Source organism: Nonomuraea pusilla, from assembly GCF_900109355.1.
Taxonomy (GTDB): domain Bacteria; phylum Actinomycetota; class Actinomycetes; order Streptosporangiales; family Streptosporangiaceae; genus Nonomuraea; species Nonomuraea pusilla.
In genome coordinates this window covers 177,735-199,606 of sequence record NZ_FOBF01000011.1, presented here as the reverse complement: position 1 = coordinate 199,606, position 21,872 = coordinate 177,735, and the positions used below count along the sequence as shown (strand labels likewise).

The 21,872-nt window shown below is 70.7% G+C and carries 25 protein-coding genes; 15 read left to right on the top strand and 10 right to left on the bottom strand.

Annotated elements, in window-relative coordinates; genetic code table 11:
• Positions 1-68 precede the first annotated feature (68 nt).
• Entirely contained in the window at positions 69-1,499 is a 1,431-nt protein-coding gene (locus tag BMX74_RS23605; protein ID WP_091102836.1) for an MFS transporter, read from the bottom strand.
• Positions 1,500-1,657: 158 nt separating this feature from the next.
• On the bottom strand, positions 1,658-1,930 hold the full coding sequence (locus BMX74_RS23600) for a heavy-metal-associated domain-containing protein (RefSeq protein ID WP_055501394.1): 273 nt from the start codon (positions 1,928-1,930) through the stop codon (positions 1,658-1,660).
• Between the two features lie 134 nt (positions 1,931-2,064).
• On the opposite strand from BMX74_RS23600, the gene BMX74_RS23595 reads away from it, so the two are divergent.
• Positions 2,065-2,583 carry a carboxymuconolactone decarboxylase family protein gene (locus BMX74_RS23595; protein ID WP_091102832.1) on the top strand — a complete coding sequence of 173 codons (519 nt, stop codon included), beginning with the start codon at positions 2,065-2,067 and terminating at the stop codon, positions 2,581-2,583.
• 68 nt (positions 2,584-2,651) lie between these two features.
• Complete coding sequence (locus BMX74_RS46505; protein WP_337959860.1) at positions 2,652-2,894, top strand: SDR family oxidoreductase; 243 nt, start codon at positions 2,652-2,654, stop codon at positions 2,892-2,894.
• 21 nt (positions 2,895-2,915) lie between these two features.
• Here BMX74_RS46505 and BMX74_RS23585 read toward each other — a convergent pair whose 3' ends face one another.
• Positions 2,916-3,098, bottom strand: a complete 183-nt coding sequence (locus BMX74_RS23585) for a hypothetical protein (protein WP_091102831.1) — start codon at positions 3,096-3,098, stop codon at positions 2,916-2,918.
• A gap of 66 nt (positions 3,099-3,164) precedes the next feature.
• Here BMX74_RS23585 and BMX74_RS23580 point away from each other — a divergent pair, with 66 nt between their 5' ends.
• The 8 genes from BMX74_RS23580 to BMX74_RS44295 all read left to right on the top strand — a co-directional run bounded on the left by BMX74_RS23580 (position 3,165) and on the right by BMX74_RS44295 (position 10,185).
• A complete protein-coding gene (locus tag BMX74_RS23580) occupies positions 3,165-4,526 on the top strand; it encodes a cytochrome ubiquinol oxidase subunit I (RefSeq protein WP_055501389.1) in 1,362 nt (453 codons plus the stop codon).
• 2 nt (positions 4,527-4,528) lie between these two features.
• A complete protein-coding gene (locus BMX74_RS23575) occupies positions 4,529-5,554 on the top strand; it encodes a cytochrome d ubiquinol oxidase subunit II (protein ID WP_091102829.1) in 1,026 nt (341 codons plus the stop codon).
• Positions 5,555-5,713: 159 nt separating this feature from the next.
• A complete protein-coding gene (locus BMX74_RS23570; RefSeq protein ID WP_091102828.1) occupies positions 5,714-6,061 on the top strand; it encodes a hypothetical protein in 348 nt (115 codons plus the stop codon).
• Positions 6,062-6,111: 50 nt separating this feature from the next.
• Complete coding sequence (locus BMX74_RS44300; protein WP_091102826.1) at positions 6,112-6,945, top strand: carboxypeptidase-like regulatory domain-containing protein; 834 nt, start codon at positions 6,112-6,114, stop codon at positions 6,943-6,945.
• Positions 6,946-7,087: 142 nt separating this feature from the next.
• Complete coding sequence (locus tag BMX74_RS23560) at positions 7,088-7,873, top strand: DeoR/GlpR family DNA-binding transcription regulator (RefSeq protein ID WP_091102825.1); 786 nt, start codon at positions 7,088-7,090, stop codon at positions 7,871-7,873.
• A gap of 37 nt (positions 7,874-7,910) precedes the next feature.
• Entirely contained in the window at positions 7,911-8,330 is a 420-nt protein-coding gene (locus tag BMX74_RS23555) for a DUF4406 domain-containing protein (RefSeq protein WP_091102823.1), read from the top strand.
• Entirely contained in the window at positions 8,327-9,664 is a 1,338-nt protein-coding gene (locus BMX74_RS23550) for a protoporphyrinogen/coproporphyrinogen oxidase (RefSeq protein ID WP_091102822.1), read from the top strand. The genes BMX74_RS23555 and BMX74_RS23550 overlap by 4 nt, the downstream gene beginning before the upstream one ends.
• A gap of 41 nt (positions 9,665-9,705) precedes the next feature.
• Positions 9,706-10,185, top strand: coding sequence for a hypothetical protein (locus tag BMX74_RS44295; protein ID WP_063791945.1), 480 nt, complete (start codon positions 9,706-9,708; stop codon positions 10,183-10,185).
• Between the two features lie 132 nt (positions 10,186-10,317).
• Here the strand turns inward: BMX74_RS44295 and BMX74_RS23540 are convergent, their stop codons facing one another.
• The 3 genes from BMX74_RS23540 to BMX74_RS23530 form a co-directional block, all read right to left on the bottom strand.
• The gene (locus tag BMX74_RS23540; protein ID WP_091102819.1) at positions 10,318-10,755 is read right to left on the bottom strand and encodes a hypothetical protein; all 438 of its coding nucleotides are present in this window, start codon (positions 10,753-10,755) and stop codon (positions 10,318-10,320) included.
• A 163-nt stretch (positions 10,756-10,918) separates the two neighbouring features.
• Positions 10,919-11,164 (bottom strand): NBR1-Ig-like domain-containing protein, encoded by a 246-nt coding sequence (locus BMX74_RS23535; RefSeq protein ID WP_091102815.1) that lies wholly within the window; start codon positions 11,162-11,164, stop codon positions 10,919-10,921.
• A 63-nt stretch (positions 11,165-11,227) separates the two neighbouring features.
• Positions 11,228-12,133, bottom strand: a complete 906-nt coding sequence (locus BMX74_RS23530; protein WP_143078740.1) for a helix-turn-helix transcriptional regulator — start codon at positions 12,131-12,133, stop codon at positions 11,228-11,230.
• Positions 12,134-12,323: 190 nt separating this feature from the next.
• Here BMX74_RS23530 and BMX74_RS23525 point away from each other — a divergent pair, with 190 nt between their 5' ends.
• A complete protein-coding gene (locus BMX74_RS23525) occupies positions 12,324-13,085 on the top strand; it encodes an SDR family oxidoreductase (protein ID WP_091102812.1) in 762 nt (253 codons plus the stop codon).
• A gap of 62 nt (positions 13,086-13,147) precedes the next feature.
• Here BMX74_RS23525 and BMX74_RS23520 read toward each other — a convergent pair whose 3' ends face one another.
• Together BMX74_RS23520 and BMX74_RS43245 are read right to left on the bottom strand one after the other, a co-directional pair.
• The gene (locus BMX74_RS23520; RefSeq protein WP_091102811.1) at positions 13,148-13,762 is read right to left on the bottom strand and encodes a hypothetical protein; all 615 of its coding nucleotides are present in this window, start codon (positions 13,760-13,762) and stop codon (positions 13,148-13,150) included.
• Between the two features lie 1,614 nt (positions 13,763-15,376).
• Positions 15,377-15,862, bottom strand: a complete 486-nt coding sequence (locus BMX74_RS43245) for a hypothetical protein (RefSeq protein ID WP_143078739.1) — start codon at positions 15,860-15,862, stop codon at positions 15,377-15,379.
• A 440-nt stretch (positions 15,863-16,302) separates the two neighbouring features.
• Here BMX74_RS43245 and BMX74_RS23505 point away from each other — a divergent pair, with 440 nt between their 5' ends.
• The 3 genes from BMX74_RS23505 (at position 16,303) to BMX74_RS23490 (ending at position 19,209) form a co-directional block, all read left to right on the top strand.
• On the top strand, positions 16,303-16,881 hold the full coding sequence (locus BMX74_RS23505; protein WP_091102805.1) for a TetR/AcrR family transcriptional regulator: 579 nt from the start codon (positions 16,303-16,305) through the stop codon (positions 16,879-16,881).
• Positions 16,882-17,443: 562 nt separating this feature from the next.
• On the top strand, positions 17,444-17,779 hold the full coding sequence (locus BMX74_RS45015) for a hypothetical protein (RefSeq protein WP_218154018.1): 336 nt from the start codon (positions 17,444-17,446) through the stop codon (positions 17,777-17,779).
• Between the two features lie 551 nt (positions 17,780-18,330).
• Positions 18,331-19,209: an alpha/beta fold hydrolase gene (locus tag BMX74_RS23490; protein WP_055501377.1), complete on the top strand. Its 879-nt coding sequence runs from the start codon at positions 18,331-18,333 to the stop codon at positions 19,207-19,209.
• An 838-nt stretch (positions 19,210-20,047) separates the two neighbouring features.
• On the opposite strand, the gene BMX74_RS45755 is transcribed toward BMX74_RS23490, so the two are convergent.
• On the bottom strand, positions 20,048-20,170 hold the full coding sequence (locus BMX74_RS45755) for a hypothetical protein (RefSeq protein WP_256257237.1): 123 nt from the start codon (positions 20,168-20,170) through the stop codon (positions 20,048-20,050).
• Between the two features lie 24 nt (positions 20,171-20,194).
• On the opposite strand from BMX74_RS45755, the gene BMX74_RS23485 reads away from it, so the two are divergent.
• Complete coding sequence (locus tag BMX74_RS23485) at positions 20,195-20,743, top strand: hypothetical protein (protein WP_055501376.1); 549 nt, start codon at positions 20,195-20,197, stop codon at positions 20,741-20,743.
• Between the two features lie 220 nt (positions 20,744-20,963).
• Here BMX74_RS23485 and BMX74_RS23480 read toward each other — a convergent pair whose 3' ends face one another.
• Entirely contained in the window at positions 20,964-21,542 is a 579-nt protein-coding gene (locus BMX74_RS23480; protein ID WP_091102801.1) for a hypothetical protein, read from the bottom strand.
• Between the last annotated feature and the right edge of the window lie 330 nt (positions 21,543-21,872).

Sequence of the window (21,872 nt, the reverse complement as noted above, 5' to 3'; positions counted from 1 at the left end):
TTCCGTCCCGCCTGTTCCAACACTATACCCCCGTAGGGTATTCCGCGCCCATGCGGATGTGGGCTCCGTCACACGCCGAGCGACTCCGTCTCGGACGTCTGCTCGCCCGCCGCGCGCGCACGGCGCCCGCGCATCAGCACCAGGGCGAGCACCGCGCCCGCCAGCGCCACGACGGCCGCCCCGGCGAACGCCCCGCTGAAGCCCTCGGTGAGCCCCGCCAGGTCGCCCGGCTCCGCTCCCCCGGAGGTCGCGATCGCCGTCATCGCCGCCAGGCCGAGCGCCGAGCCCACGTTGTAGGTGGTGTTGACGATGCCGGACGCCAGGCCGCTCTCCTCGGGCCGTACGCCCGACATGGCGGCCATCATCGCCGGGATGTAGGCCAGCGACATGCCGACCGCGGCCACCAGCGAGGCGGGCAGGACGTCCACGACGAAGCCCCCGTCGGCCCTGACCAGCGAGAGCCCGCCGACACCCGCCGCCAGCACCGCCAGCCCGAGGACGATCAGCGGCTTGGCCCCGAACCGGCCGAGCAGCCGCGCCGTGATGCCGATCATGAAGATCATGACGGCCACGGTCATCGGCAGCAGCGCCGCCCCGCTGGGGAAGGCGCCGTACCCCAGGACCTGCTGCAGGTAGAGGTTGAGGAAGTACCACATGGGGATCCACGCCGCGCCGAGCAGCGCCATGGCGAGGTTCGCGACGGCCAGGCCCGGGGTCCGCCAGACGCCGAGCGGCATGATCGGCTCGCGGACCACCCGCTGGACGCCGAGGAAGACGGCGAGCAGCACGGCCGCGCCGCCCAGCTCCAGCAGGGTGGCGGCCGAGCCCCAGCCCTGCTCCGGCGCCCGGACGACCGCGAACACGGCCAGGGCGATGCCCGCCGTGACGGCGGCGGCGCCGAGCACGTCCACCGAGCCGCGCCTGCCGCGGACGGCGGGGAGCAGAGCGGGGACGGCGGCCAGCGTGGCCAGCCCGATCGGGATGTAGACGATGAACACCCACGGCCAGCTCAGGTACTCGGTCACCACGCCGCCGAGGAACACACCGGCGGTTCCGCCCGCGGGGGCCGCGGCGCCGTACAGGGCCATGGCCTTGCCGAGTTCGCGCTGGTCGTGGCCGAACAGCATCATGAGCAGGGTCATGGCGGAGGGGGCGATCAGCGCGCCGCCGACGCCCTGGATCGCGCGCCCGAGGATCTCCACGCCGGCGCCGCCCGCCGCGGCGGCGACGACCGAGCCCGCGATCAGCACGACCCAGCCGGTGGCGAACACCCGGCGGGCGCCGAGCAGGTCCGACAGCCGGCCGCCGAGCAGGAGCAGGCCGCCGAAGGCGATCACGTAGGCGTTGAACACCCACTGCAGGCCGCCCTGGGTGAAGCCGAGGTCGCGCTGCATGCCGGGCAGCGCGACACCGATGATGGACGTGTCCATGATGACCATGAACTGCGCGGCGGCGAGCACGACCAGTGCCCACCACCTGCGGGGATTGACGGCGTTCATACCGTTCTCCTGGTTTCTCGCACCCTGAGGTGGGGTGCGGTTCGATGTGGTGAAAGGGGGCCCTGGGCCGGGCGGCGGACCGGCGCGCTGCGGTTGGGACGCGCGGCGCGGCCCGCCACCCGGGCGCTCAGGACCCTGCCCCCCGGTCTCCCGGGGTTCTAGGCCCCGGTTCCGGCGAGCCGGTACCCGGCGCGCTCGACGGCGGCGCGGATCTCCTCGTCGGAGAACCCGGCCCCGCTGACGGTGACGGCTCCGGTCGGCAGGTCCACCGAGACGCCGGCGACGCCGCCGACCTTGCCGATCTCGGCGGACACCGACGAGACGCAGTGGCCGCAGGTCATGCCGCTGACCGTGTAGACGCTCGCGTCGCCCTCGGCCACCGTCGCGGCCGTCGTGCTCTCACCCGTTCCGCACGCGCATGCCGTGCACATGGCGTCCTCCTTCTCATACCTGTAGGGGGTATCTGCGGCAGGGAACGTAACACACCCCCATGGGGTATGCAACCCTTCGCCATATACGGGGAGGGGGTATAGCATCGGCAGCTCACGATCTCGGGAGGAAGCACATGAGACGCCTGACCCCGCTCGACCCCGCCGCCGCGCCCGGCAGGTCCAGGGAACTGCTGGAGGACATCGTGGCGCGAAGGGGCGGCGCCGGCGAGATGGTGTCGGCCATGGCCCACTCGCCCGCCCTGCTGCAGGGGTACCTCGACCTCTCCCGCGCCATGAGGCGCGGCAAGCTGCCCCGCGCGGTGAGCGAGAAGGTCTCCCTGGCCCTGCAGGAACGCATCGGCTGCGGGCTCTGCCTCGACGCGCACGCCCAGGGCGCCCGCGCGGCCGGCCTGAGCGAGGACGACATCGCCCTCGCCCGGCGTGGCGCCTCCACCGAGGCACGCGAGACCGCCCTGATCGCCGTGGCCCTGCGCGTGCTCGCCGAGCCGTCGGCGCTGACGGACGAGGACGTCGCCGGGCTGCGCGGGCACGGCTGGAGCGACCGCGTCATCGCCGAGATCCCCGGCCTGGTGGCGCTCAACCTGCTGACCGGCTCCTTCAACCTCCTGGCGGGCCTGCGGCCGGACTCCTGAGGCCCGCTCCCCCGCGAGAACGACTCGGGAGGCCGGCGATCACCGTGGGATCGTGGTGGGCATGGGGAATGCTGCGCGAGGGCTGGCCGTCCTCGTACTGGCGGGTCTGGGCATGCTGGCGGCCGGGTCGGCTCCGGACGACCCGGGCCGACCCGGTGGGCGCCGCCCGGCTGGCTCCCGTGCTCGCGCTGGGCGAGCGCATGGCCCGGCCGGAGCAGATGGCCGCGGCGGCGCTGTTCCTCGCCTCGGACGCCGCCTCGTTCGTCAACGGCGCGATCGTCCCCGTCGACGGCGGCTGGTCCGCCGCCTGACCGGGGCCGCCCACCACGGGGTCAGGGGTGGCCGGCGAGGCGTTCGACGTCGGTGTTGAAGCGCCTGAGGTAGACGGCGAAGTCGGCGACCTCCTCGGCCGTCCATCCGGCCAGCACCTTCCCCAGGCCGTTGATGTTCCTGGCGCGCTCGTCGTCGAGGTGACGCTCCCCCGCCTCGGCCTGAACTTTCGCCCGTTCCGGCATGACCTCGCCCCTTCTGGTGACATATAGATATCGATCACCTACGTACAGTGAGCGGACGGGGGCGCCATGGCGACGGGGACCTTGGCGGTGACGGCGACCGACCTGTGGGCGGCGCGCATGCAGATGTCGCTGTCGCTCGGATGGCACATCGTGATCGCCTGCTTCGGGGCCGCCATGCCCGCGATCATGCTGATCGCCGAGTGGCGGGGCCACCGCACCGGCGACGTGGCCTACCGGCTGCTCGCCAGGCGGTGGGGACGGGCGATGGGCGTGCTGTTCGCCGTCGGCGCGGTGTCGGGCACCATCCTGTCGTTCGAGATGGGCCTGCTGTGGCCGGGCATGATGGGCACGTACGGGCAGGTCATCGGGCTGCCGTTCGCCATGGAGGGGGTCGCGTTCTTCATCGAGGCCATCTTCCTCGGCGTCTACCTGTACGCCTGGGACAGGATGCCGCCCGTGCCGCACATGCTGGCCGGCATCCCGATCGTGCTGTCCGGCGTGATCAGCGCGTTCTTCGTCGTCACCGCGAACGGCTGGATGCAGCAGCCCGTGGGGTTCACGCAGGAGGGCGGGCGGGTCACGCAGGTCTCGCCCCTGCGCGCGATGTTCAACCCGGCCGTGCCGACGCTGACCATCCACATGATCCTGGCCGCCTTCATGGTGGCCGGGTTCGCCATGGCGAGCGTGTACGCCGTGGCGATGCTGCGCGGCCGGCGCGACCGCTACCACAAGGTGGGCTTCCTGCTGCCGTTCACCGTGGCGGCGCTCGTCACGCCCGTCCAGATCGGCGTCGGCGACTGGGCGGCCCACGCGGTCGCCTCCAACCAGCCGGTGAAGCTCGCCGCCATGGAGGGCGTGTACAGGACCGACCGCGGCGTGCCGCTGCACCTCGGGGGCCTGTACATCGACGACGAGATGCGCTACGCCCTGAACCTCCCGTACGGGCTGTCGCTGCTCGCCCACTGGGACCCCAACGCCGAGATCGTCGGCCTGGACTCCGTGCCGCCCGGCGACCGCCCGCCCGTGAACGTCGTGCACTGGGCGTTCCAGATCATGGTGGCGATCGGGTTCGCGCTGCTCGCGCTCGCGGCGTGGACGGCGGTGACCTGGCGGCGCCGCCGCGACCTGCCCGGCACCCGCTGGTACCTGCGGGCCGCCGCCGTGGCCGGGCCCGCGGCGGCGCTGGCCGTCGAGGCCGGGTGGATCGTCACCGAGGTGGGCAGGCAGCCGTGGATCGTCTACCGGGTGCTGCGCGTCCGCGACGCCGTCAACCCCGCTCCCGGCCTGGTGTGGGGGTTCGTGCTGGTGGCGCTCGTGTACCTGGTGCTGACCGTCGGCACCGTGTACGTCATGCGCAGGCTCTCGCGTGACGTGCCCGTGCCGATCGCGCCCCAGGAGGCCGACGTGTCCGGGTACAAGGTGATCTGACGATGTCCCTCACCCTCGCCGACGTCCTCATGGCCGTCCTGTGGATCGGGCTGACCGCGTACGTGCTGCTCGGGGGCGCCGACTTCGGCGGCGGCGTGTGGGACCTGCTGGCCGGGGGCGCGGCGCGCGGGCGGCGGCAGCGGGCGCTCGTCGAGCACTCCATCGGGCCGGTCTGGGAGACCAACCACGTCTGGCTGATCCTGGTGATCGTCCTCATGTGGACCGGCATCCCGCCCGTGTTCGCTGCGGTGACCTCGACCCTCTACATCCCGCTGACGCTGGCGGCGCTCGGCATCATCGCGCGGGGCGCCGGGTTCGCCTTCCGCAAGGCGAGCACCGAGGTGTGGCGGCAGCGGCTGTTCGGCGCGACGTTCGCGTTCTCGTCGCTCGTCACCCCGTTCTTCCTCGGGACGGCCGCCGGAGGGATCGCCTCGGGCCGCGTCCCGCCCGGTCTCGCCCGCGGCGACCTGGTGGCGAGCTGGCTCAACCCGACCTCCGTGGTGACGGGGCTGCTGGCCGTCGCCACCGCCGCGTACCTCGCCGCCGTGTACCTGACCCGCGACGCCGAACGCGCGGGCGACCAGGACCTGGCCGGGCTCTTCCGCCACCGGGCCCTGCTGGCCGGGCTGGTGACGGGGGCGCTGGCCGTCGCCGGGCTGCTCGTGCTGCGGGCCGACAGCCCGGGGCTCTTCCGCGAGCTGACGTCGGGGTGGGCGCTGCCGTTCGTGGTGCTGTCGGCGGTGGCGGGCGTGGCCTCGCTCGTCCTGCTGTGGCGGCGCTCCTACCTGGCCGTCCGTGTCACCGCCGCGCTCGCGGTGGCCGGGCTGCTGTGGGGCTGGGGCGCCGGGCAGTACCCGATGCTGCTGCCGGGGCTCCCCCTGAGGACGGCGGCGGCGACCGACGCCGTGCTCGCGGCGACCCTCGCCGCCCTGGCCCTGGGCGCGCTGCTGCTGGCGCCGTCGCTGTGGTGGCTCTACACCACCTTCCAGCGCCCCCATCCCCCACCGGAGAAGCGGCCGGAGCATTGAGCGGCTACTCCCGGCGTGGTACGGGCGGGGTGGGGATCGTCCCGCTGCGGTAGCGGGAGATGCCTCCGCGTGGCGGACGCCTCGCGGGCCCCGTTGGAGCACCATGACGACGTGCGGGAACCCTCCCTGGCCCGCACCAGTCGTGAAGGAGATCCCCTGATGTTCCTACGTGTCGCGCTCGCTCTGCAGACTGTCGCGCTGCTCGTCCAGGCGGTGACCGCGGGCATGCTGCTGTCGTCACCCGGCGGGCGCGCGGCGCACGCGGCCACCGCCATCGCCGTGGTCGTCACCGTGCTGGTCCACCTGGTCGCCGCGGTGATGACGCGCCGCCGCGCGGTCATCATGCCGGCCGTCACCATGCTGCTGATGACGGTGGTTCAGATCGCGCTGGCCGTCGCCCATCTCAAGGTCCTGCACGTGCCGGTCGGCGTTCTCATGTTCGGCGTGAGCCTGATGCGCGTGAGCGCCCTCTGGCCGTCCCGCCGCGCGGCCGCCGTCCCCGCGTAGCGCACTCGTTTCCAAGTCGCCTGCAAGATCGTGATCTTAACGTCCCGGGTGTGGACAGACGGCTGCTGACCGGCGTCCTGCTGGTGGCACTCAGCGGATGCGGGATGACGGGGATCGGGAACGGAGGCCAGGTGGACACCGGCCAGACGAGCACGGGCCGGCTGAGCACCGGCCGGGTGGACGGCGCGGTCGGCGACGGCCCGCGCGCGGGCACGGAGGACGTCGAACCGGGCGTGCTGAAGGGGCGGGTGGCCGACGCGCAGGGCAGGCCGGTCGAGGGCGCCGAGGTCGTCGCCGACAACCAGGTGCTCCACGACAGCAACGCCGTCGTGAGGACCGGCGCCGACGGCACCTACCGGGTCCGGACGAACATCGGCGTCACCTTCCACGCCACGGCGACGGTGACCAGGCGCTACAACGGCCAGGAGTACACGATGAGCCTGGCCCCCGACGACGACGCCCCGTTCGCCGGGCCGAGCGGCGCGATCAGGAACTTCACCTGGAAGCTCTCCGGCGAGCGGCCCGACGGCCTCGGCTTCTACGGCGGCAAGGTGCTCTTCCACCTCGACCCGACCGACCCGCACGACCCGGACGCCTTCCTGGACGACGAGAAGGTCCGCCTCAGCCTCACCCCGGACGGCCCGCTGGTGGACGGCTCGCCCGGAGCCGCGATCTCCCGGCGGGCCGGCAGGAACGGCGACGGCTCCGGCCTGGAGGACGTGCCGATCGGCCGCTACCGCATCACCGCCGACCACGAGGGCCGCCCGCTGCGGGTGAGACTCAGGGACGGCGGCGACTACGCGGACGAGGTGGTCGCCGGCTTCACCCCCGTCATGACGGGCGTGTACCACATCCAGCTGGAACTGGCCCTGCCCCGCGCCTGACCGGCCACCGGCCGCGCTCCCTCGACGCGGCCGCCCGCCCTCCGCGTCGACATTCGCGCGGATCTCTCCCCCGCTCTGCGGCGATCCGGCTGTTTCGCTCAAGTCGATGTTCATTCGAACATCGATGTGTTAGAAATGGGTCATGGGTGTCGCCAATCGTCTGGACCTGACCCTGCGGCTCGTCCAGGGCGCCGGCCGGGTGTCCGTGTCCGAGCTCGCCCAGCGCCTCGGCGTGTCCGAGATGACCGTCCGCAGGGACCTCGACGCGCTCGACCGTCAGGGCCTCGTCCGCAGGGTGCGCGGGGGCGCCGTCCCCACCCGCGCCCGCGAGGAGGAGGCCGGGTTCTCCGCCCGGGAGATGTGGCAGGCCGCCACGAAGGACCGCCTCGCGGCGGCTGTGGCCCGGCTCGTCGAGCCGGGGTCGCGCGTGCTGCTGGACGCCGGCACCACCACCGTCCACGTCGCGGAGCAGCTGGCCGCGCGGGCCCCGCTGACCGTCACCGTGCTCAGCCTGCAGGCGGCGACCCGCCTCGCCGACCGGCCCGGGATCGAGCTGCTCGTCGCGGGGGGCCGCTCCCGCCCCGGCGAACGCTCCCTCGTCGGCCCGCTGGCGCTGCGCACGCTGGAGTCGCTGGCGTTCGACTGCTTCCTGATGTCGATCGGCGGCGTGCACGCCGAGCACGGCTGGTCGGAGTTCTCACTCGACGACGCCGCCGTCAAGCAGGCCGGGCTCCGCCAGGCCGCGCGCACCGTCGTCGTCGCCGACGCGACCAAGCTGGGCGTGCGCGCGTTCAGCCAGGTCGCTCCCCTCGACGCGGCGCACTGCTTCGTCACCGACGCGGCCGCGGCCGACACCGCCACCCACCCCAACGGCCCGCGCACCCTGGACGCCCTGCGCGACGCGGGCGTCGAGACCCTCCTCGCCTGACCACTCCACCTTCCGAACCCGCCGGGGAGCCGCCCTCATGACCACCGCGCCACACCCCCTGATGATCCTCGTCGCCGGCCCCTACCGTTCGGGCACCGGCGACGACCCCGCCCTGCTGGAGGCCAACGTCCGCGCGATGAACGAGACCGCTCTCGTCCTCTTCCGCGCGGGGCACCTGCCCGTCACCGGTGAGGCCCTCGCCCTGCCGCTCCTCGAGACGGCGGGAAGCGGCCGTCCCGGCGACCCCCTCTTCGAGGAGATCTTCCACCCCGTCGCCGAGCGGCTGCTCACCCGCTGCGACGCCGTGCTGCGCATCGGCGGCCCCTCCGCCGGCGCGGACCTCATGGTCGCCCAGGCCCGCGCCCAGGGCAAGGACGTCTACACCGGCCTCGCCGACGTCCCGGCCGCCCGCCCGACGGCCGCGGACGCCTCCGCGCCGCAGCCGGGGCGCCAGTGAACCGGGGAACCCTCACCACCGGCGTCGTGGTGATCGGCGCGGGCCTGGCCGGCCTGACGGCCGCGTACGAGCTGCGGGCGCGCGGCGTGGACGTCCTGGTGCTGGAGAGCGCGGACCGCCCCGGCGGGCGCATGTCCAGCGACCGCGCGCACGGCTTCGTCGTCGACCGCGGCGCGCAGTTCGTCTCCACCGGCTACGAGCGGCTCATGCCGCTGCTGCGGCGGCTCGGGCTGGCCGACGAGCTCGTCCCCACGAGCACGCGGGCCGGGTTCGTACGCGACGGCGAGATCGTCACGGTGTCCCCCGCCAACCCTGCCACCTTCGTCACCGCCGGCCTCCTGCCCGCCGGCGCGGCGCTGCGGGCCGGGGCCGGATTCGCCCGCACCGGTCCGCGCCTGCGCCGCCGCGCGCTCCACGACCTCGCGCAGTGGCAGGACCTCGACACGCGATCCGGCGACGGCTGGAGCCGCGCCGTCTTCGGCGACGTCTTCACCGACCGGGTGATGGACGCGATGGTCAGCGGCTTCTACTTCCAGAACGTGGCCGGGAACTCCGCCGCCCTGCCGGCGATCCTCACGGGCTTCACCGCCCGCAGGGCGGCGACCATGGCACTGCGGCGCGGGCTGGGCGCCGTCACCGAGGCGCTCGCCGAGCGGGCGCCCCTGCTCCTGGAGACGCCCGCCCTGGAGGTGCGGGAGGCCGGTGGCGGAGTCGAGGTGGCGACCCCCGACCGTACGATCGCGGCCGGCGCGGCCGTGATCGCCACGCCGGGGCCCGCCGCCGCGCGGCTCCTTCCCGGCTCACCCGATTCCGGCCTCCTCTCCACCCCCTACAGCTCGACGATCCTGGTCGCCCTGCGCTACGGCCCGAGATGGCGCAGCAGGCGGCTCGACGGCGTGTACGGCGTGCTCGTCCCCGTCACCGAGCTCCGGACCGTCGCGGCCATCGGCGTCGAGTCCGGCAAGGCCCGCGCGCTCGTGCCCGAGGGGGAACTGCTCAACGTCATGCTCAGCGAGTCCGCCGCGTCGCGCCTGCGCGACGCGGGCGACGACACCGTGATCGAGCACACCCTGGACGAGCTCGCGGCGCTGGTGCCCGAGGCGCGCTCCCAGGTGACGGGCGCGACCGTCCACCGCTGGAGCGCCGCGCTGCCCTGGACGCCCGTCGGGCAGGCCGCCCGCGTCGCCGCGTACCGGGAGTCGGTCGCCGCCGCCGCGCCGCGGGTGATCCTGGCCGGCGACTACCTGGGACTGCCCTTCACCGACAGCGTCGTCCACACCAGCCAGTGGGCGGCCGCCCAGGCCCTCCGCCTGGTGTCGCCACGTACCGGCTGAGGCCGGAGCGGTTACGCTTGCGCGCGGACCAGGACCCGAGCTTGGAGGCGACCGTGGCGATGCCGAAGAAGGGCTCGCGGCTCATCACCGTCGACGGCGGCGTGTTCCGCTGGCGGGTAGGCCACCGGCCGGCCCGCGGCGGGGACAGCGGCCCCGGCCCCCTCACCTTCGCCGTCGAGCGGGCAGAGGACCCGGCAGGCGTCCTCGTGGTGTCGCTCCCCTGCGCCCGGCCCGACAACTGGGCAGGAGAGCGAACGATCGTGATCCGTCCCGTCCTCGTCGCCGGATGCGTCCGGCGGGCCCTGGAGGAAGGATGGGACCCGGGGCGACCTGGTTCCGCCTTCACTCTCACCGTCACCGAGGACGAACTGGCCACGCTCCTGGGCGAACCGCCTCAGTACCTGATCCCCTTCCTCTGGGGCATGATCCCGGAAGGCGGCGGCATCAGGGACCTCCCTCGATGCACCCAGATCTGGAGCCGTGACCAGCCGGGCGCCGGCCGGGCGCCTTCCGCTCCTTAGCCGGTGCCCTCCTGGAGGGGGCGAGCAGCGCGACGCGAACGGCTCGCCCGGCGGGCCTTCGTGGGCGCCCCGGCCCGGCCCCCGCCGCCCCCGTACGCGGCGGGCCGAGGCGCCCACGGCGAGAGAGCCGGGTCAGTCGCAGTGGATGTTGCGGTAGCTGCCCGTGTACACCACGTCCCCGTACAGCACGCCGCCGTAGACGTTGATGCAGGTGTTCCGCGCGGAGACGTAGGCCCGACCCGCGTAGTAGCGGTAGCCCTTGCCGCTCTCGCTCACGTCCGAGTCGGAGGCCGTGGACGTCGAGATCGCCACGGCGATGTCGACGACCTTCCCGGCCCACGCGTCGATGGGGCGCACGACGGCGCAGCTCTTGCCGGTGGAGCCGTTCCAGTAGACGTAGAGGTAGCCGCCGGTCGCGCCGCCCGCGCTGGTGACCGGCCGGACGCGGTCCAACAGCCGGTAGCCCGCGCCGCAGGGGCCGGCGGCGTTCGCGGGCGCGGCGGCGGTGACCAGCCCGGCTGCTGTGGCGAGCGCGGCGACGCTCGCGAGGAACGCGGTGCGAACCTTCATGGTCTTCCCTTCCTAGGAGCCCCCAGGGGAGGCGGCGATCCCGCCACCAGGAGAAGGGGGGCGGCGGGGGGTCGAGGCGATCGTGCGCCGAAAGACTGCACGAGACCTGCACCCGGCCTTCAGGAAGCGCGCGGGAAGAGTGAAGGAGGAGTGAAGGCGCAGGTCACCGGGTGACCTGCACGTCGAAGAAGATCCCGGACCGGTTGGGGAAGTAGAGGGTGCCCCCGGCGTCGACCATCTTCCAGAAGACCTTGCAGGAGCCCGGGACGTCCGGCGCCTCGACGGTGACGCTCACCAGCGCCGAGGCTCCGGGCGCGGTGTCCGGGACCCGGACGCGGGGCGGCGTGCGGCAGACGCCGGAACCGTCCAGCGGCGCCTGCCGGGCGAGGTAGCGGTCCTGCCAGGGCACCGTCCCCGTGTCCCATTTCCGCGGTGAGCAGTCCGCCGCTCCATGGCCGAAACGGCGGCGGCGTCATTCTGGCCGCGGCGCCGGACGGGCGGTGTTCGTCAGGGGGTCCGCGGCTTCGGGGTGCCCGCCGACCTGCTGTGCCGGGTCGGTGGGGTCGGTCTGTGAGAGTGCGGCGAGGAGCCGGAGTTTCTCGTCGCTGTCGCTGTCCTTGTCCGGGTAGTAGACGACGAGGATGACGTCGTCCACGGGGAGCTTGTCGCGGTGGAGCCGTAGTTCACCGACGACGGGGTGGCGGACGGTGGTGGTGCCTCCGTCGAGGTTGCGGACGTCGTGCCGGGCCCACAGCGTGCGGAACCGCCGGCTGGACAGCGCGAGTTCTCCGACGAGCTCGACGAACCGCGGGTTGTCGGTGTCGTCCCCGATGGTCGTGCGAAGGGCGGCGACGAAGCCGGCGGCGGCCTTCGTCCAGTCCTGGTGGAAGGCTTGTTCCTCCGGGTCCAGGAAGAGGGAACGGAGCCGGTTCTCACCGGGCCGCAGGCGCGGGGAGAGCGCGACGGCCATCGGGTTGGAAGCCAGGACGTCGAAGGCGCGTCCTTCGACGAACGCGGGGATCTGAAGGTGGGCGAGGAGCTGGTGCACCCGTGGCGGTACCTGCTCGGGTCGCCTGCGGCGCGGCGCCCTGGGGCGTGCCGCCGTGAGGCCGAGCAGATACGTCCGCTCGATGTCGTCGAGGTGCAGGACGCGCGCGAGTGATTCGAGGACCTGAGGTGACGGGTTCTTGTCGCGGCCCCGCTCCAGGCGCAGGTAGTAGTCGGCGCTGATTCCGGCGAGCAGGGCGACTTCCTCACGGCGCAGGCCGGGGACGCGACGGTTGCCACCGGGCGGCAGCCCCGCCTGCGCCGGGGAGACCAGCTCACGCCGGGCACGAAGGTAGCTGCCGAGCCGGTTGCCGGATTCCTCATCCTTCATAACCGACACGGTAATGCGGCGCCCCCGACGCAGAGGGGGCCCTGGCAGGACCCCGGAAGAGGGGGGCCCTGCCGCGCCCGGCGGATGCCGTCAAGACTTGCGGCAGCGCTCTCCGAGCAGGACGGAGAGCATCGCCGAGTGCGCCGCGAGCCTGAACGCCGTCGGCGCCATGAACTGAAGGGAAGATCTCGTGGATCTCTCCAACCGCACCGTTCTCATCGTCGGCGGGACGTCCGGCATCGGGCGGGAACTGGCCCGCCGGTTCGCCGCGGCGGGCAGCGCCGTCGCCGTCGGCGGCCGTAACCCGGAGGCGCTCTCGGAGCTCGCCGAGGAAGGTTTCGGCACGTTCCGCATCGACGTCACCGACGGCGTCTCCGTCGCATCTGCCCGTGACGCCGTGCTCGCCCGGTACCCCGAACTGGACACCGTGGTGACCATGTCGGGCGTCATGCTCCTGGAGGACCTGTGCGACCCCGCCCACTTCGAGGCGGCGGAGAGGACGATCGACACCAACCTGCTCGGCACCATCCGGGTCATCGACGCCTTCACCCCCCACCTGGTGGAACGCGGCGCCGGCACCTTCATCACGGTCACCTCCGGCATCGCCTTCCTGCCGTTCCCGCCCATGCCCACCTACGCCGCCTCGAAAGCCGCGGTGCACGCCTACTCCGAGGCACTGCGCGCGCAACTCGACGGCACCGGCGTCAGCGTCGTCGAACTCGTTCCCCCGGCCGTCGCCACGGCGGGACAGGAGAAGGTGAACCCGCGCGCACTGCCGCTCGACGACTTCGCCGCCGAGGTCACGCGGTTGCTCTCACAGGACCCCACCCCTGACGAGATCCTGGTCGAGCGGGTCCTCATGCACCGCTGGGCTGAGCGCGACGGCACCTACGACGACCTCGTCGCGCAGCGTTCCCAGGCCCTGGCCATGCTCCCCAACCGCCGCGGCTGACACGTCCGCTCACCTCCTGCGCCGCCTTGGGGCGTTGCAGGCGGCGGCTTGAGAACCTTGAGTCACTCGGTGATTCCGTGCTGCTTCAGGCGGGCGACCAGCTCACCCATGTTCTTGGGGGCGGCCCAGGCTTCGCCCCCGACGCTCAGCCGTTCCTTGCCGCCCACCAGGGCGGTGGCCCCGGATCGCTGATTCAGCAGTTGCGGATCTTCGAATATCAGGCCCTGCGGGGGTACGAGCATCAGCTTGGCGTCCGGCGGAAGAGGCTCCCCTGGGTCATGTACCTCCAATTCCTGGACAGGACGCTCACGCGGGAACGCGAGCATCTTCGTACCGGAAGGAAGAGCTTTTTCGAAATCTTCGACGGTTTTACGCGGCTTCCACTGCTCGGCTGGGACCGCGGGGTCGCTGGCGACCCCACCTTGGCTGAGCTCTATGTAAACGAGCCCGTCAGGGATCGTCTTCCGGCCCTTGACACCCTTGAGCGGTTCCGTGACACGCATCCTCAGGACGACCCGATAGTCCAGAGGGCCGCCTGGATAAGATCTCAGAATCGGGCCCTGCTGCCAGCCGTCGATGACCCCGGCGGCCACGATCGGACGGTCCGCGGCGAGTTCTTCCGGCGTTCCATAAGGGTCGAAGTCGGCCTCGGCGACACGCAACAGCGACAGGTCCAAAGAGCCTTTCGCCTCAGAGCTGTGAGCCTGCTCCTGCCTCGGGCCCGCGTTCGCTGCGGGTGCGCTTCCGCTGGGCCCGCCACAGGCGGACATGGCCGCTGTCGCAGCGAGGGCGAGTACGAGAAGAGTGTGCTTTCTCATTGTTGTCCTCCTCCTGCGAGTCAGGCCCAGTGCGGGTTCAGGTCGGCGATGTGGTGAGCATTGTAGGTGTGGATCCAGGAGCCGCTGGGGTTACCGATCCGTGTCACATCTCCGCCGGCCATGCAGTCCTGTGGCTGACCGAACGCGCCTGGCGGCTCGGGAGGTGACGCGAGGGGAAATGATGATCGATTCCTGCCGTGTGGCCGAGTTCATGATGGGAGTCCGGCGTCGCCCTGATCCTGCTGCCGTTGGTCCTTGCATGACGCTGATCGCCGACGTCGGGATTCGAAGCCGCTCTGAGGGAGCGAAGCGTCTCCGGCGAGAGCGTGCGTCCGGCGCCGCAAGGACGGAACCGGCGTCTGGCCGGGCGTGGGCTTGGCGCTCGTAGCGAGGTGAAGGTCTGCCACTGGCTAGGCCGTATCTCCTGGCTGCAGGGCGCGGGCATTGTGACGAGTCAGATCACGTGCGCTCCCGTCCGACGCGACAAGGCGACAGAAACCCGTACCGTTGGAAGCACGCCACGCACCACAGGAGCGACACCGCCGTGCCGCGCAAGCCGGAGCCACCGAAGCCCCCACAACAGCCGAAAGCGGAACCGCAATCAGGAGGGCGCCGCATTCGACAGCCCACGTGGACGAACCTTCACCCCGCCATCGCCCACCTGTACACCGAAACCGACGAACGCCTCACCTACACCCTTGAAGCCACCGGCGACGGCCTACAGGAGACGTTCGAGGCGGTCATCAACACCTACTGCGGCGCGCTGCAGCCACCCATCCCCGCGGACATGCCCGAGGACGCCGACATCGAGCTGCCGCGCGACCCCAACCAGCCGCCGCCCGGCACACCAGCCGACCGGGCCACCGCGAAGCCTGCGTCGTACGGCTCAAACGCAACACCCGGGCCAGGCTCCTCGCCGCGTGCAAGCAGGAGCAGATGGGCGGCAAGGCCATTGTCAACGACGCCATCGAGGCGTACCTCGACGAGTTGGGCGTGGACCGATCCTCGTAGCCGGTGAGGCGCGAGCCGTTCCGCGGTTGGCTCGCGCCCACGTCTCATCCGCGCCGGCACAGCACCCTTCTACTCCTGTACACGATTCCGGCCTTACGGCCTGCTGCCCGCGCGCTTGACGATCCGGGGGGCCCTGCCATGCGCATGAGCAACCCCTGCAACCGCGCTCACAGCAGATCTACGCGAACCGCCCGAAAGTGATAGCCGTCCTGACCGGGCGCCTCCCACTCCAATCGAACGTCCTGCCCTACGAACAAAGCGGGGTATCCCTCAACCTGGACAACGCCGAAGTGCATCCAGCAACCGCCAGGGGTCTCCGGAGAGTCGATAACACCCCACCCCTCGTCCTGGTGCCACTCCCGTATGGTTCCTCTTACACTCATGTTTACCATTATGCCATAGCGAGATTTCGGGTAGAAATGCATCAATGCCCCCGAATTACGATTCGAGAGCATTAGCGCGTCATTCAGCTCTGCAGAACAACAGAGTAAGCCACGCCGAGCTTAGCAGTGCCTCCACTGCCGATAGTATGCCGATACGCGGAAAGATCCCGATAATTGATGTCGTTCCGACGTAAACCGGCTTCATAGTGCCATGGAAGTGATAGTCGGGCGGTTCCACATGTGGTGCCAGGTGTCCCGCGAAGGACCCGTTACGCCACCGGTCGAGGCCGCTTTCGCCGACGTATCCGACGACGATGGCTCGGACGGCGGCCGAGAGCTGGTACTCCCAAGGGAGGGTTCGAGTACTTCCGCACTGGTAGCCGATGGTCCAGGATCCGTTGGCGTCGCCCGAACTCCACTTGCTGCCACACCACATCGGCGCGCCGGAGGCCGTTGCGTTCACCTTCTGGTCCCCCGCTACGGATTTGCGAACCGCCTCTGCCTTCGCAGCCGAAATCGACTCATCGAACGTCAGCGTCAGCGCCGACATCTCCTTCGCGATCATTAGACGGTCTCCGGTGCATCCTCTTTCGTCATCGACTACGCACTAAGAGAATTAATCGAAGAATGTGTAAATCGCGCTACGTTGACCACTATTGATCGACAGGGCTGCACATCAAGTGATCTCGGCCACAACGCAGGATGCTGGATTCCGAATACATGATTTGGTCTGGCCCATTTATTGCTTCTATATTGAGCCGTTTTCATCCTGGGTAACAGCCCTCTTCGACGAGCTTCAGCACGAGGATCGCCCGGCACGGGACCTCCCGCCCGACCTACGCAAGGAGGTGGCGGTCGCCTGGACGCGGCATGGCGGCAGTTGGCCGACCGATTGGAGGAGGCCGGCGACGAGTAGCCGTGGGTCCGGCCTGCGGCCCGTCAGTGCATGGTCAGGTCGCAGCTCCGTTTCTTGAACGGGCGATCCAGATAAGCTACAGTGGAGCCATGGCAAGGACCCGGGAATTCGACACCGAGGCGGCGGTGAGCCGCGCCATGGAGTTGTTCTGGATGAACGGCTACGAGGCGACTTCGGTGCGCGACCTGACCCAGCAGCTGGGGATCGGGCAGGGATCCTTGTACGCCGCGTTCGGCGACAAGGAGGGCCTGTACCGGGCGGCACTGGAGCACTACCGCACCACCCTCGCGGCGGCAGCCCTGCGCAGCCTCAAGGAGGGGACGGACGCCCGGTCGGCGATCCGCACCATGCTGGTCGAGCGGATCCGGATCGCCGCGGGAGGCGACGGCCGGGGCTGCCTGGCAATCAATGCCGCCTGCGAGCGTCTGCCGGAGAATACGGCGATCCGGCGCACCGTGCGGGACATGCAGGACGCCAGTCGGGACGCGCTCGCCGAGGTGCTGCGGGTCGCGGCGGAGCGGGGAGAGATCGCGGCGCGGCACGATCCGCACACACTGGCCGCCTTCCTCGTCACGTTCCTCAACGGCCTACTGGTCTCCTCGAAGATCACCCCAGATGTCCACGCCCTCGAGCCCCTCGTGGAGGTCGCCCTGGCCGCCCTCGGCTGACTTTTTCACAGCCTCAAACTGTATCAGTCGATCCAGAAAAGGTCCGGACCCCGCGCACGCCCAGGCCCGGCGACACCCACCCTGCTTCATCGACCACCGAGGAGGACTCATGCTCCCCGCACCCACCCCGAGCACACCCGCTTCCGGCGGCAGCCGTTGGAACACCTTGCCCGCCGTCGGCACCACCCTGACCGCCCGCGATTTCTTCACCGCCACGAGCCGCTCCTGCAGGGCATCATCGATGACAACGCCCTCACCAGCGCAGACGGCGAGGTGCTGGAGGACCAGATCCGCACCACACTCGCTCTCGGTACCCGGGAGACCTCCCCGCCGCCGGCCATCCGCCCGGACAGTGCCTCGGCAGCACGTGAACTGGCCGCGCAGGCTGAGCCGATCGGCCGGGAGCTCACCTCGTGGGCCACCTCGGCCCTGGAGAGGCTGCTCATCACCCGGATACCGCTGCCCGCCGCACCCGCTGGTCGTCCGCGGCCACTGCCATGGCCACCTGCTCACCCCTCCTGCGGCCGATCTGCTCCGCGGTTCGCGCGGCGGGCCTGTCACGATGCAGCTCTACAACGAGTGGCCGCACCAGATCGTCCTGTTGCGCGACGCCCTGGTGCCCTTCACCAACTGGCAGGACGTTCCATTCCTGATCATCCCGTCCGGGCTGCGGTATACCGAACCGGCCCGCGACGCGTTCCTCACCGAACTGGTGGTCCGCCAGATCCGGCATTCCAGCATTGTGGACTTCGCCCGCCATGTCGTCACCGGCACCGGCGGTCCCCGTGGCCACGGCTTCGAGGCAGGCGGCGGCGCCGCCTTGCCCACCGTCCTCGACCAGCCGCCCCTGGCCGCGACCGGGCACCTGCTGACCTGGCGTCCCGACCCTGGCCGCTGAAGACACCGTCACGTATGTCGCCGAAACACAGGACTACTACGCCGCGCCCCGCACCCTCGTCGAGGACCTGCCGCCCGACGACAACGCATCGGGGCCGCTTACCGCCCGGATCATCACCAGGCCGGTCGCAGACGGGACCCGCAGCGCCGGCATCGAGATCACCCACGACGGCACCACCGCCCACGTCGACCTCGGCCAGGCTCTGCGCGGCCACCGCTTCGCCCACCGACCGGACCCCACCGCAGGCGACACACAATCCGATGCCGCGCCCGGCACCGCATCCGTGTGGTCCGCACTGCGCGCACCGGGGTTGGTGTGGACGCGAGCAGGTGGCGTCACTCTGAACGCCGCCGGCCAGGACAACCCCGTCGTACTGGCCCTGCTCGGCCGGCTCCACCCGGAGAACGTCACCCTGCGCCCCGCCGGCCGTTCCGCCTCCCGGACAACCTCGGGAGGCACCGGAGCGAGCCGCTTGGTGACAGTCGTCGACCCTCCGCAAGCCCCCTGACACCCGCATCGCAAAGCGCAAACAGACAGGTTGGATGAACACGATGTTCGATCATGACGGAACGCCCGTCCGCACGGGCCGAGCCGCAGTCAACGGAACGAGCCTGCACTACCGCACAGCCGGGTCCGGCCCCGCGGTGGTACTCCTGCACGGCGTGCCCAAGACCAGCTACCACTGGCGCCACCTCGTCCCGAAGCTGACGCCCCACTACACCGTCGTCGTGCCGGACCTCCGCGGTCTCGGCGACTCCGTCCGCCCGTCGGACGGCTACGACTCAGCGACGATGAGCGACGACATCGCCGAACTGATGACCCACCTCGGACACGAGACATACGCCGTGGTGGGCGAGGACTGGGGAGCGGTGATCGGCTACCAGCTCGCGGCCCGCCACCGCGACCACGTCACCGCTCTCGTGTTCGCCGAGGCCCTGTTCCCCGGATTCGGCTTCGAGGACCACACCGCACTCACGCCCGAGAACGTCTCCAGCGGCATGCACCTGTGGCACCTGGGCTTCTACTTCCAGCCCGACGTGCCGGAGATGCTGATCAGCGGGCACGAGCGCGAGCTGATCACCTACATGATCAAGTACGAGCGTAGCCGCCCCGACACCGCCACCCCCGACGCGGTCGACGAGTACGTGCGCTGCTACTCCATGCCCGGCGGCATCCGTGCGATGCTCTCGATCTACCGGGCGATGCTCGTCGACGCCGAACAGAACCGGCAGGCCGCACAGAAGAAACTGGACATCCCGGTCCTGGCGCTCGGGGGATCCGCGTTCATCGGCGATCGCAACGAGTCCCAGATGCGGCTCATGGCCCACAACGTCACCGGACACGTCTTCGACGCCGGCCACGACCTGGCGGAGGAAGTACCCGACGAGATGGCCGACGTCGTCCTTCCGTTCCTGGCCGCGCATCTGTAACCACACCCGGCCGCCGAGCTGAAACGGCCTGTACGCCGTTGAACACGTACTTCACGCCATACCTGGTCAGTGTCGTCGTCTTGACGGTGACGCAGTGAGCGTCGGCCTCCTCCTCTTCGGCCTCGGCGGCATCATCGGCATACGAGTCGGCGGGTTCTTGACGGACCGCGTGCGAGCTCATCGAACACTGACGGTGACCAGGACCTCCCACGTGCTGGTGCTCATCGCCCGTCCGGTGCCCGGAGCCGCAACCGGCAGTGCGATAGGCGCGATACCTCTGTGGGGCGTCGCCGCGTGGGGAAGTACTTCCGCGCCCGGGTTCGCGTGGCCTCGGATTCTCCGGAACTCCTGACCGCCGACGGCTTCAACGAACCTCTGTCTTCTGAAGATGCATCCCGAAGGATCGCCGCGGACGGTCGCTGCGGGCCGTTCGCGGCCGGACGGCGCCGGACAGCTCTCAGCGATCCACGACAGCAGAGAGCCCAGGTCATCCGCCAGATGACCCGGGCTTCCCAGCAGAGCCGACGAGGGAATCGAACGGTCACGTCCACGGACGTGACCCGCTGCACGACCAGTGCCCGCACGGCTCGGCGCAGACGGGCCGTAGACCATGGTGTGGTTGCAGGTGATCGGCCGGTGGTAGCCGAACAGCTGAGCCGGCTGCCGGGCCCGCGCGTACATCTTGGAGCTGGCGTTCCTGGCGCCATCCGGCGTGCCGAGGGTGGCGGTGCCACATCGCGGAATGTGCACGGGTCGCACGCCAGGGTGCATGACGAGGCGACCGAGCGCCGAAACCCCCCATAAGGGGGGTTGGCGCTTGCTCGGGCCGCCGATCACCTTAGGGGAAGGGGTCCTCCCGCATCGGCCTGCCGGTCATGAGGCGATGCTCCTGCACAGCATCGGCCCACTGCGCGTGTGCCCTGATGTTCGTCGTGTCGCCGACGCGATACGTGAACTCCATGTTCGACCCACCAATGAGGACGCCATGTCGCGACGAAGCACCCTGCTCCTCGGCCCGTTATCCACCATCCTCGCGCTGCTTCTGATGATCACGCTGCCGCAACCTGCGCAGGCGTACACGCAAAGGACCTTCGTCACGGTGGCGCAGGGATCCTCCTACTGCGTTCAGGCCACGGCAGGTATCGACCACTACACGCCTGGTGTTTGGTCCTCGAACCACGCCTGGGGGACGACCTACGTACTCGAGGCGGACTGCGTCACCCCGAAGGTCACGCAGGCCAGGATCAGCCTGGAGGTCCAGAGGTGGTATGGAACCAGGTGGGACTGGTGCGTAGGAGGGGGCTACTGGCGAGAGGGGACGACGGGCAGCGACGCCTGGGGCCCCACCGGGCCCAGCGTAGATTCGACCTACAGGATCGGCACAACGTCTCCAGATGGCTCGAGTACATGGTGTGGTGGGCCTGGCTGGTACCGGACGAAGGTCCAAGCACAGTTCTCCCGCTGGGACCTCTTCGCCAACCGCTACATCTGGACTGGCGGCACACTCTACTCCGGCGACGAGTGGGTGGAGTGAGCCCTCGTCCGGGGGTGTGCAGCCTCGCCGATCCCCGAGGTGGCTTCGTCCTCTCACCCACAGCTCGCGGGTGGGGCCAGGCGGTGGAGGCCGCAGCCCGGGCCGTCGGTGGCTACGATCTCGTTGACAGCACGGGTGGTGGTGACGTCCTGCAGCAGGGCTCGCCTGCGCTGGTCGAGCGGTTCGCGGCAGTGGAAGCACGTAACCATCAGGGGTCCTTTCAGATCAGGGCGAGTTGTTCGAGTTCGAGGGCGGGAGCGGGGGCAAGCGGCGGGGCCGCAGCGGGAGGCCTCGGCGTGAGCTCGTAGCGGCCGTCGTACGGGTCGTAGACCAGGTCATCGGCGCCGAGCAGGGACGACGTATCGAGCGACAGGCGCTGCGCCCAGAACAGGACGGACGGCAGATGCTTGTCCGGGCCGTGCGCGAGGAGCGTCCCGTCTGCCGAGTCGGCGTCCATCACCACCGCGGCGTAACGGTAGCGCTTGAAGGAGTTGACCCTTCCGACGTGCACCCACTTGCCGGTCGAGGCGGCCACGCGGGTGAGCACGGCGGCCGCGGGGCTCAGCTTCCAGCCCGTCGAGCCGCCGATGAACAGGCAGTCGAGGTCGTCCCAGCTCCACCAGATGCAGAACTCCAGGTAGTCCTGGGCGACCAGCGCGGCCGGACACCCCATGTCCCGGATGCGTCCCAGGAACGGGTACGACCGGTTGACGGTGGCGAACGCGTTGCCGACGACGTCGGGCGCGGTCGCGAACAGGCGTCGGTCGGCGAACGGCGCGCGTTCCTCCAGCCACCGCATGTACGGCTCGTCGCCGACGTAGGAGCTTGACCGGGTTCGTGTTCCGCGGCCGACCGGACCGCCTGAGCGACAGGAACGCGGGGAACGCCCTGGTCGGCGCATCAGGGTCGATCGTGATGCCGTCCTCCGGCCTGGTTGTGCTGGTCCGCTTGGGCAGGCCGGACGGGCGGGCCCTCTTGCCGTCGCGGCCCTCGCAGGGCACGACGAGCGCGTTGGCCTCCCGCGTGGTGAGCGCGGGGATCGGCTCGTCCACTCCCCCGGGCCCATCGTTCCAGGTGCCGCGCGCGGGGGTGATGAAGAGCAGGACGAGGACGCTGGGCTGCCCGCCTC

Excerpts from the sequence above, each read along its gene's own strand:
- BMX74_RS23605 (WP_091102836.1), bottom strand. The coding sequence starts at position 1,499 with ATGAACGCCGTCAATCCCCGCAGGTGGTGGGCACTGGTCGTGCTCGCC.
- BMX74_RS23600 (WP_055501394.1), bottom strand. The coding sequence starts at position 1,930 with ATGTGCACGGCATGCGCGTGCGGAACGGGTGAGAGCACGACGGCCGCG.
- BMX74_RS23595 (WP_091102832.1), top strand. The coding sequence starts at position 2,065 with ATGAGACGCCTGACCCCGCTCGACCCCGCCGCCGCGCCCGGCAGGTCC.
- BMX74_RS46505 (WP_337959860.1), top strand. The coding sequence starts at position 2,652 with ATGCTGCGCGAGGGCTGGCCGTCCTCGTACTGGCGGGTCTGGGCATGC.
- BMX74_RS23585 (WP_091102831.1), bottom strand. The coding sequence starts at position 3,098 with ATGCCGGAACGGGCGAAAGTTCAGGCCGAGGCGGGGGAGCGTCACCTC.
- BMX74_RS23580 (WP_055501389.1), top strand. The coding sequence starts at position 3,165 with ATGGCGACGGGGACCTTGGCGGTGACGGCGACCGACCTGTGGGCGGCG.
- BMX74_RS23575 (WP_091102829.1), top strand. The coding sequence starts at position 4,529 with ATGTCCCTCACCCTCGCCGACGTCCTCATGGCCGTCCTGTGGATCGGG.
- BMX74_RS23570 (WP_091102828.1), top strand. The coding sequence starts at position 5,714 with ATGTTCCTACGTGTCGCGCTCGCTCTGCAGACTGTCGCGCTGCTCGTC.
- BMX74_RS23560 (WP_091102825.1), top strand. The coding sequence starts at position 7,088 with ATGGGTGTCGCCAATCGTCTGGACCTGACCCTGCGGCTCGTCCAGGGC.
- BMX74_RS23555 (WP_091102823.1), top strand. The coding sequence starts at position 7,911 with ATGACCACCGCGCCACACCCCCTGATGATCCTCGTCGCCGGCCCCTAC.
- BMX74_RS23540 (WP_091102819.1), bottom strand. The coding sequence starts at position 10,755 with ATGAAGGTTCGCACCGCGTTCCTCGCGAGCGTCGCCGCGCTCGCCACA.
- BMX74_RS23530 (WP_143078740.1), bottom strand. The coding sequence starts at position 12,133 with ATGAAGGATGAGGAATCCGGCAACCGGCTCGGCAGCTACCTTCGTGCC.
- BMX74_RS43245 (WP_143078739.1), bottom strand. The coding sequence starts at position 15,862 with ATGATCGCGAAGGAGATGTCGGCGCTGACGCTGACGTTCGATGAGTCG.
- BMX74_RS23505 (WP_091102805.1), top strand. The coding sequence starts at position 16,303 with ATGGCAAGGACCCGGGAATTCGACACCGAGGCGGCGGTGAGCCGCGCC.
- BMX74_RS45015 (WP_218154018.1), top strand. The coding sequence starts at position 17,444 with ATGCAGCTCTACAACGAGTGGCCGCACCAGATCGTCCTGTTGCGCGAC.
- BMX74_RS23490 (WP_055501377.1), top strand. The coding sequence starts at position 18,331 with ATGTTCGATCATGACGGAACGCCCGTCCGCACGGGCCGAGCCGCAGTC.
- BMX74_RS45755 (WP_256257237.1), bottom strand. The coding sequence starts at position 20,170 with ATGGAGTTCACGTATCGCGTCGGCGACACGACGAACATCAGGGCACAC.
- BMX74_RS23485 (WP_055501376.1), top strand. The coding sequence starts at position 20,195 with ATGTCGCGACGAAGCACCCTGCTCCTCGGCCCGTTATCCACCATCCTC.
- BMX74_RS23480 (WP_091102801.1), bottom strand. The coding sequence starts at position 21,542 with ATGCGGTGGCTGGAGGAACGCGCGCCGTTCGCCGACCGACGCCTGTTC.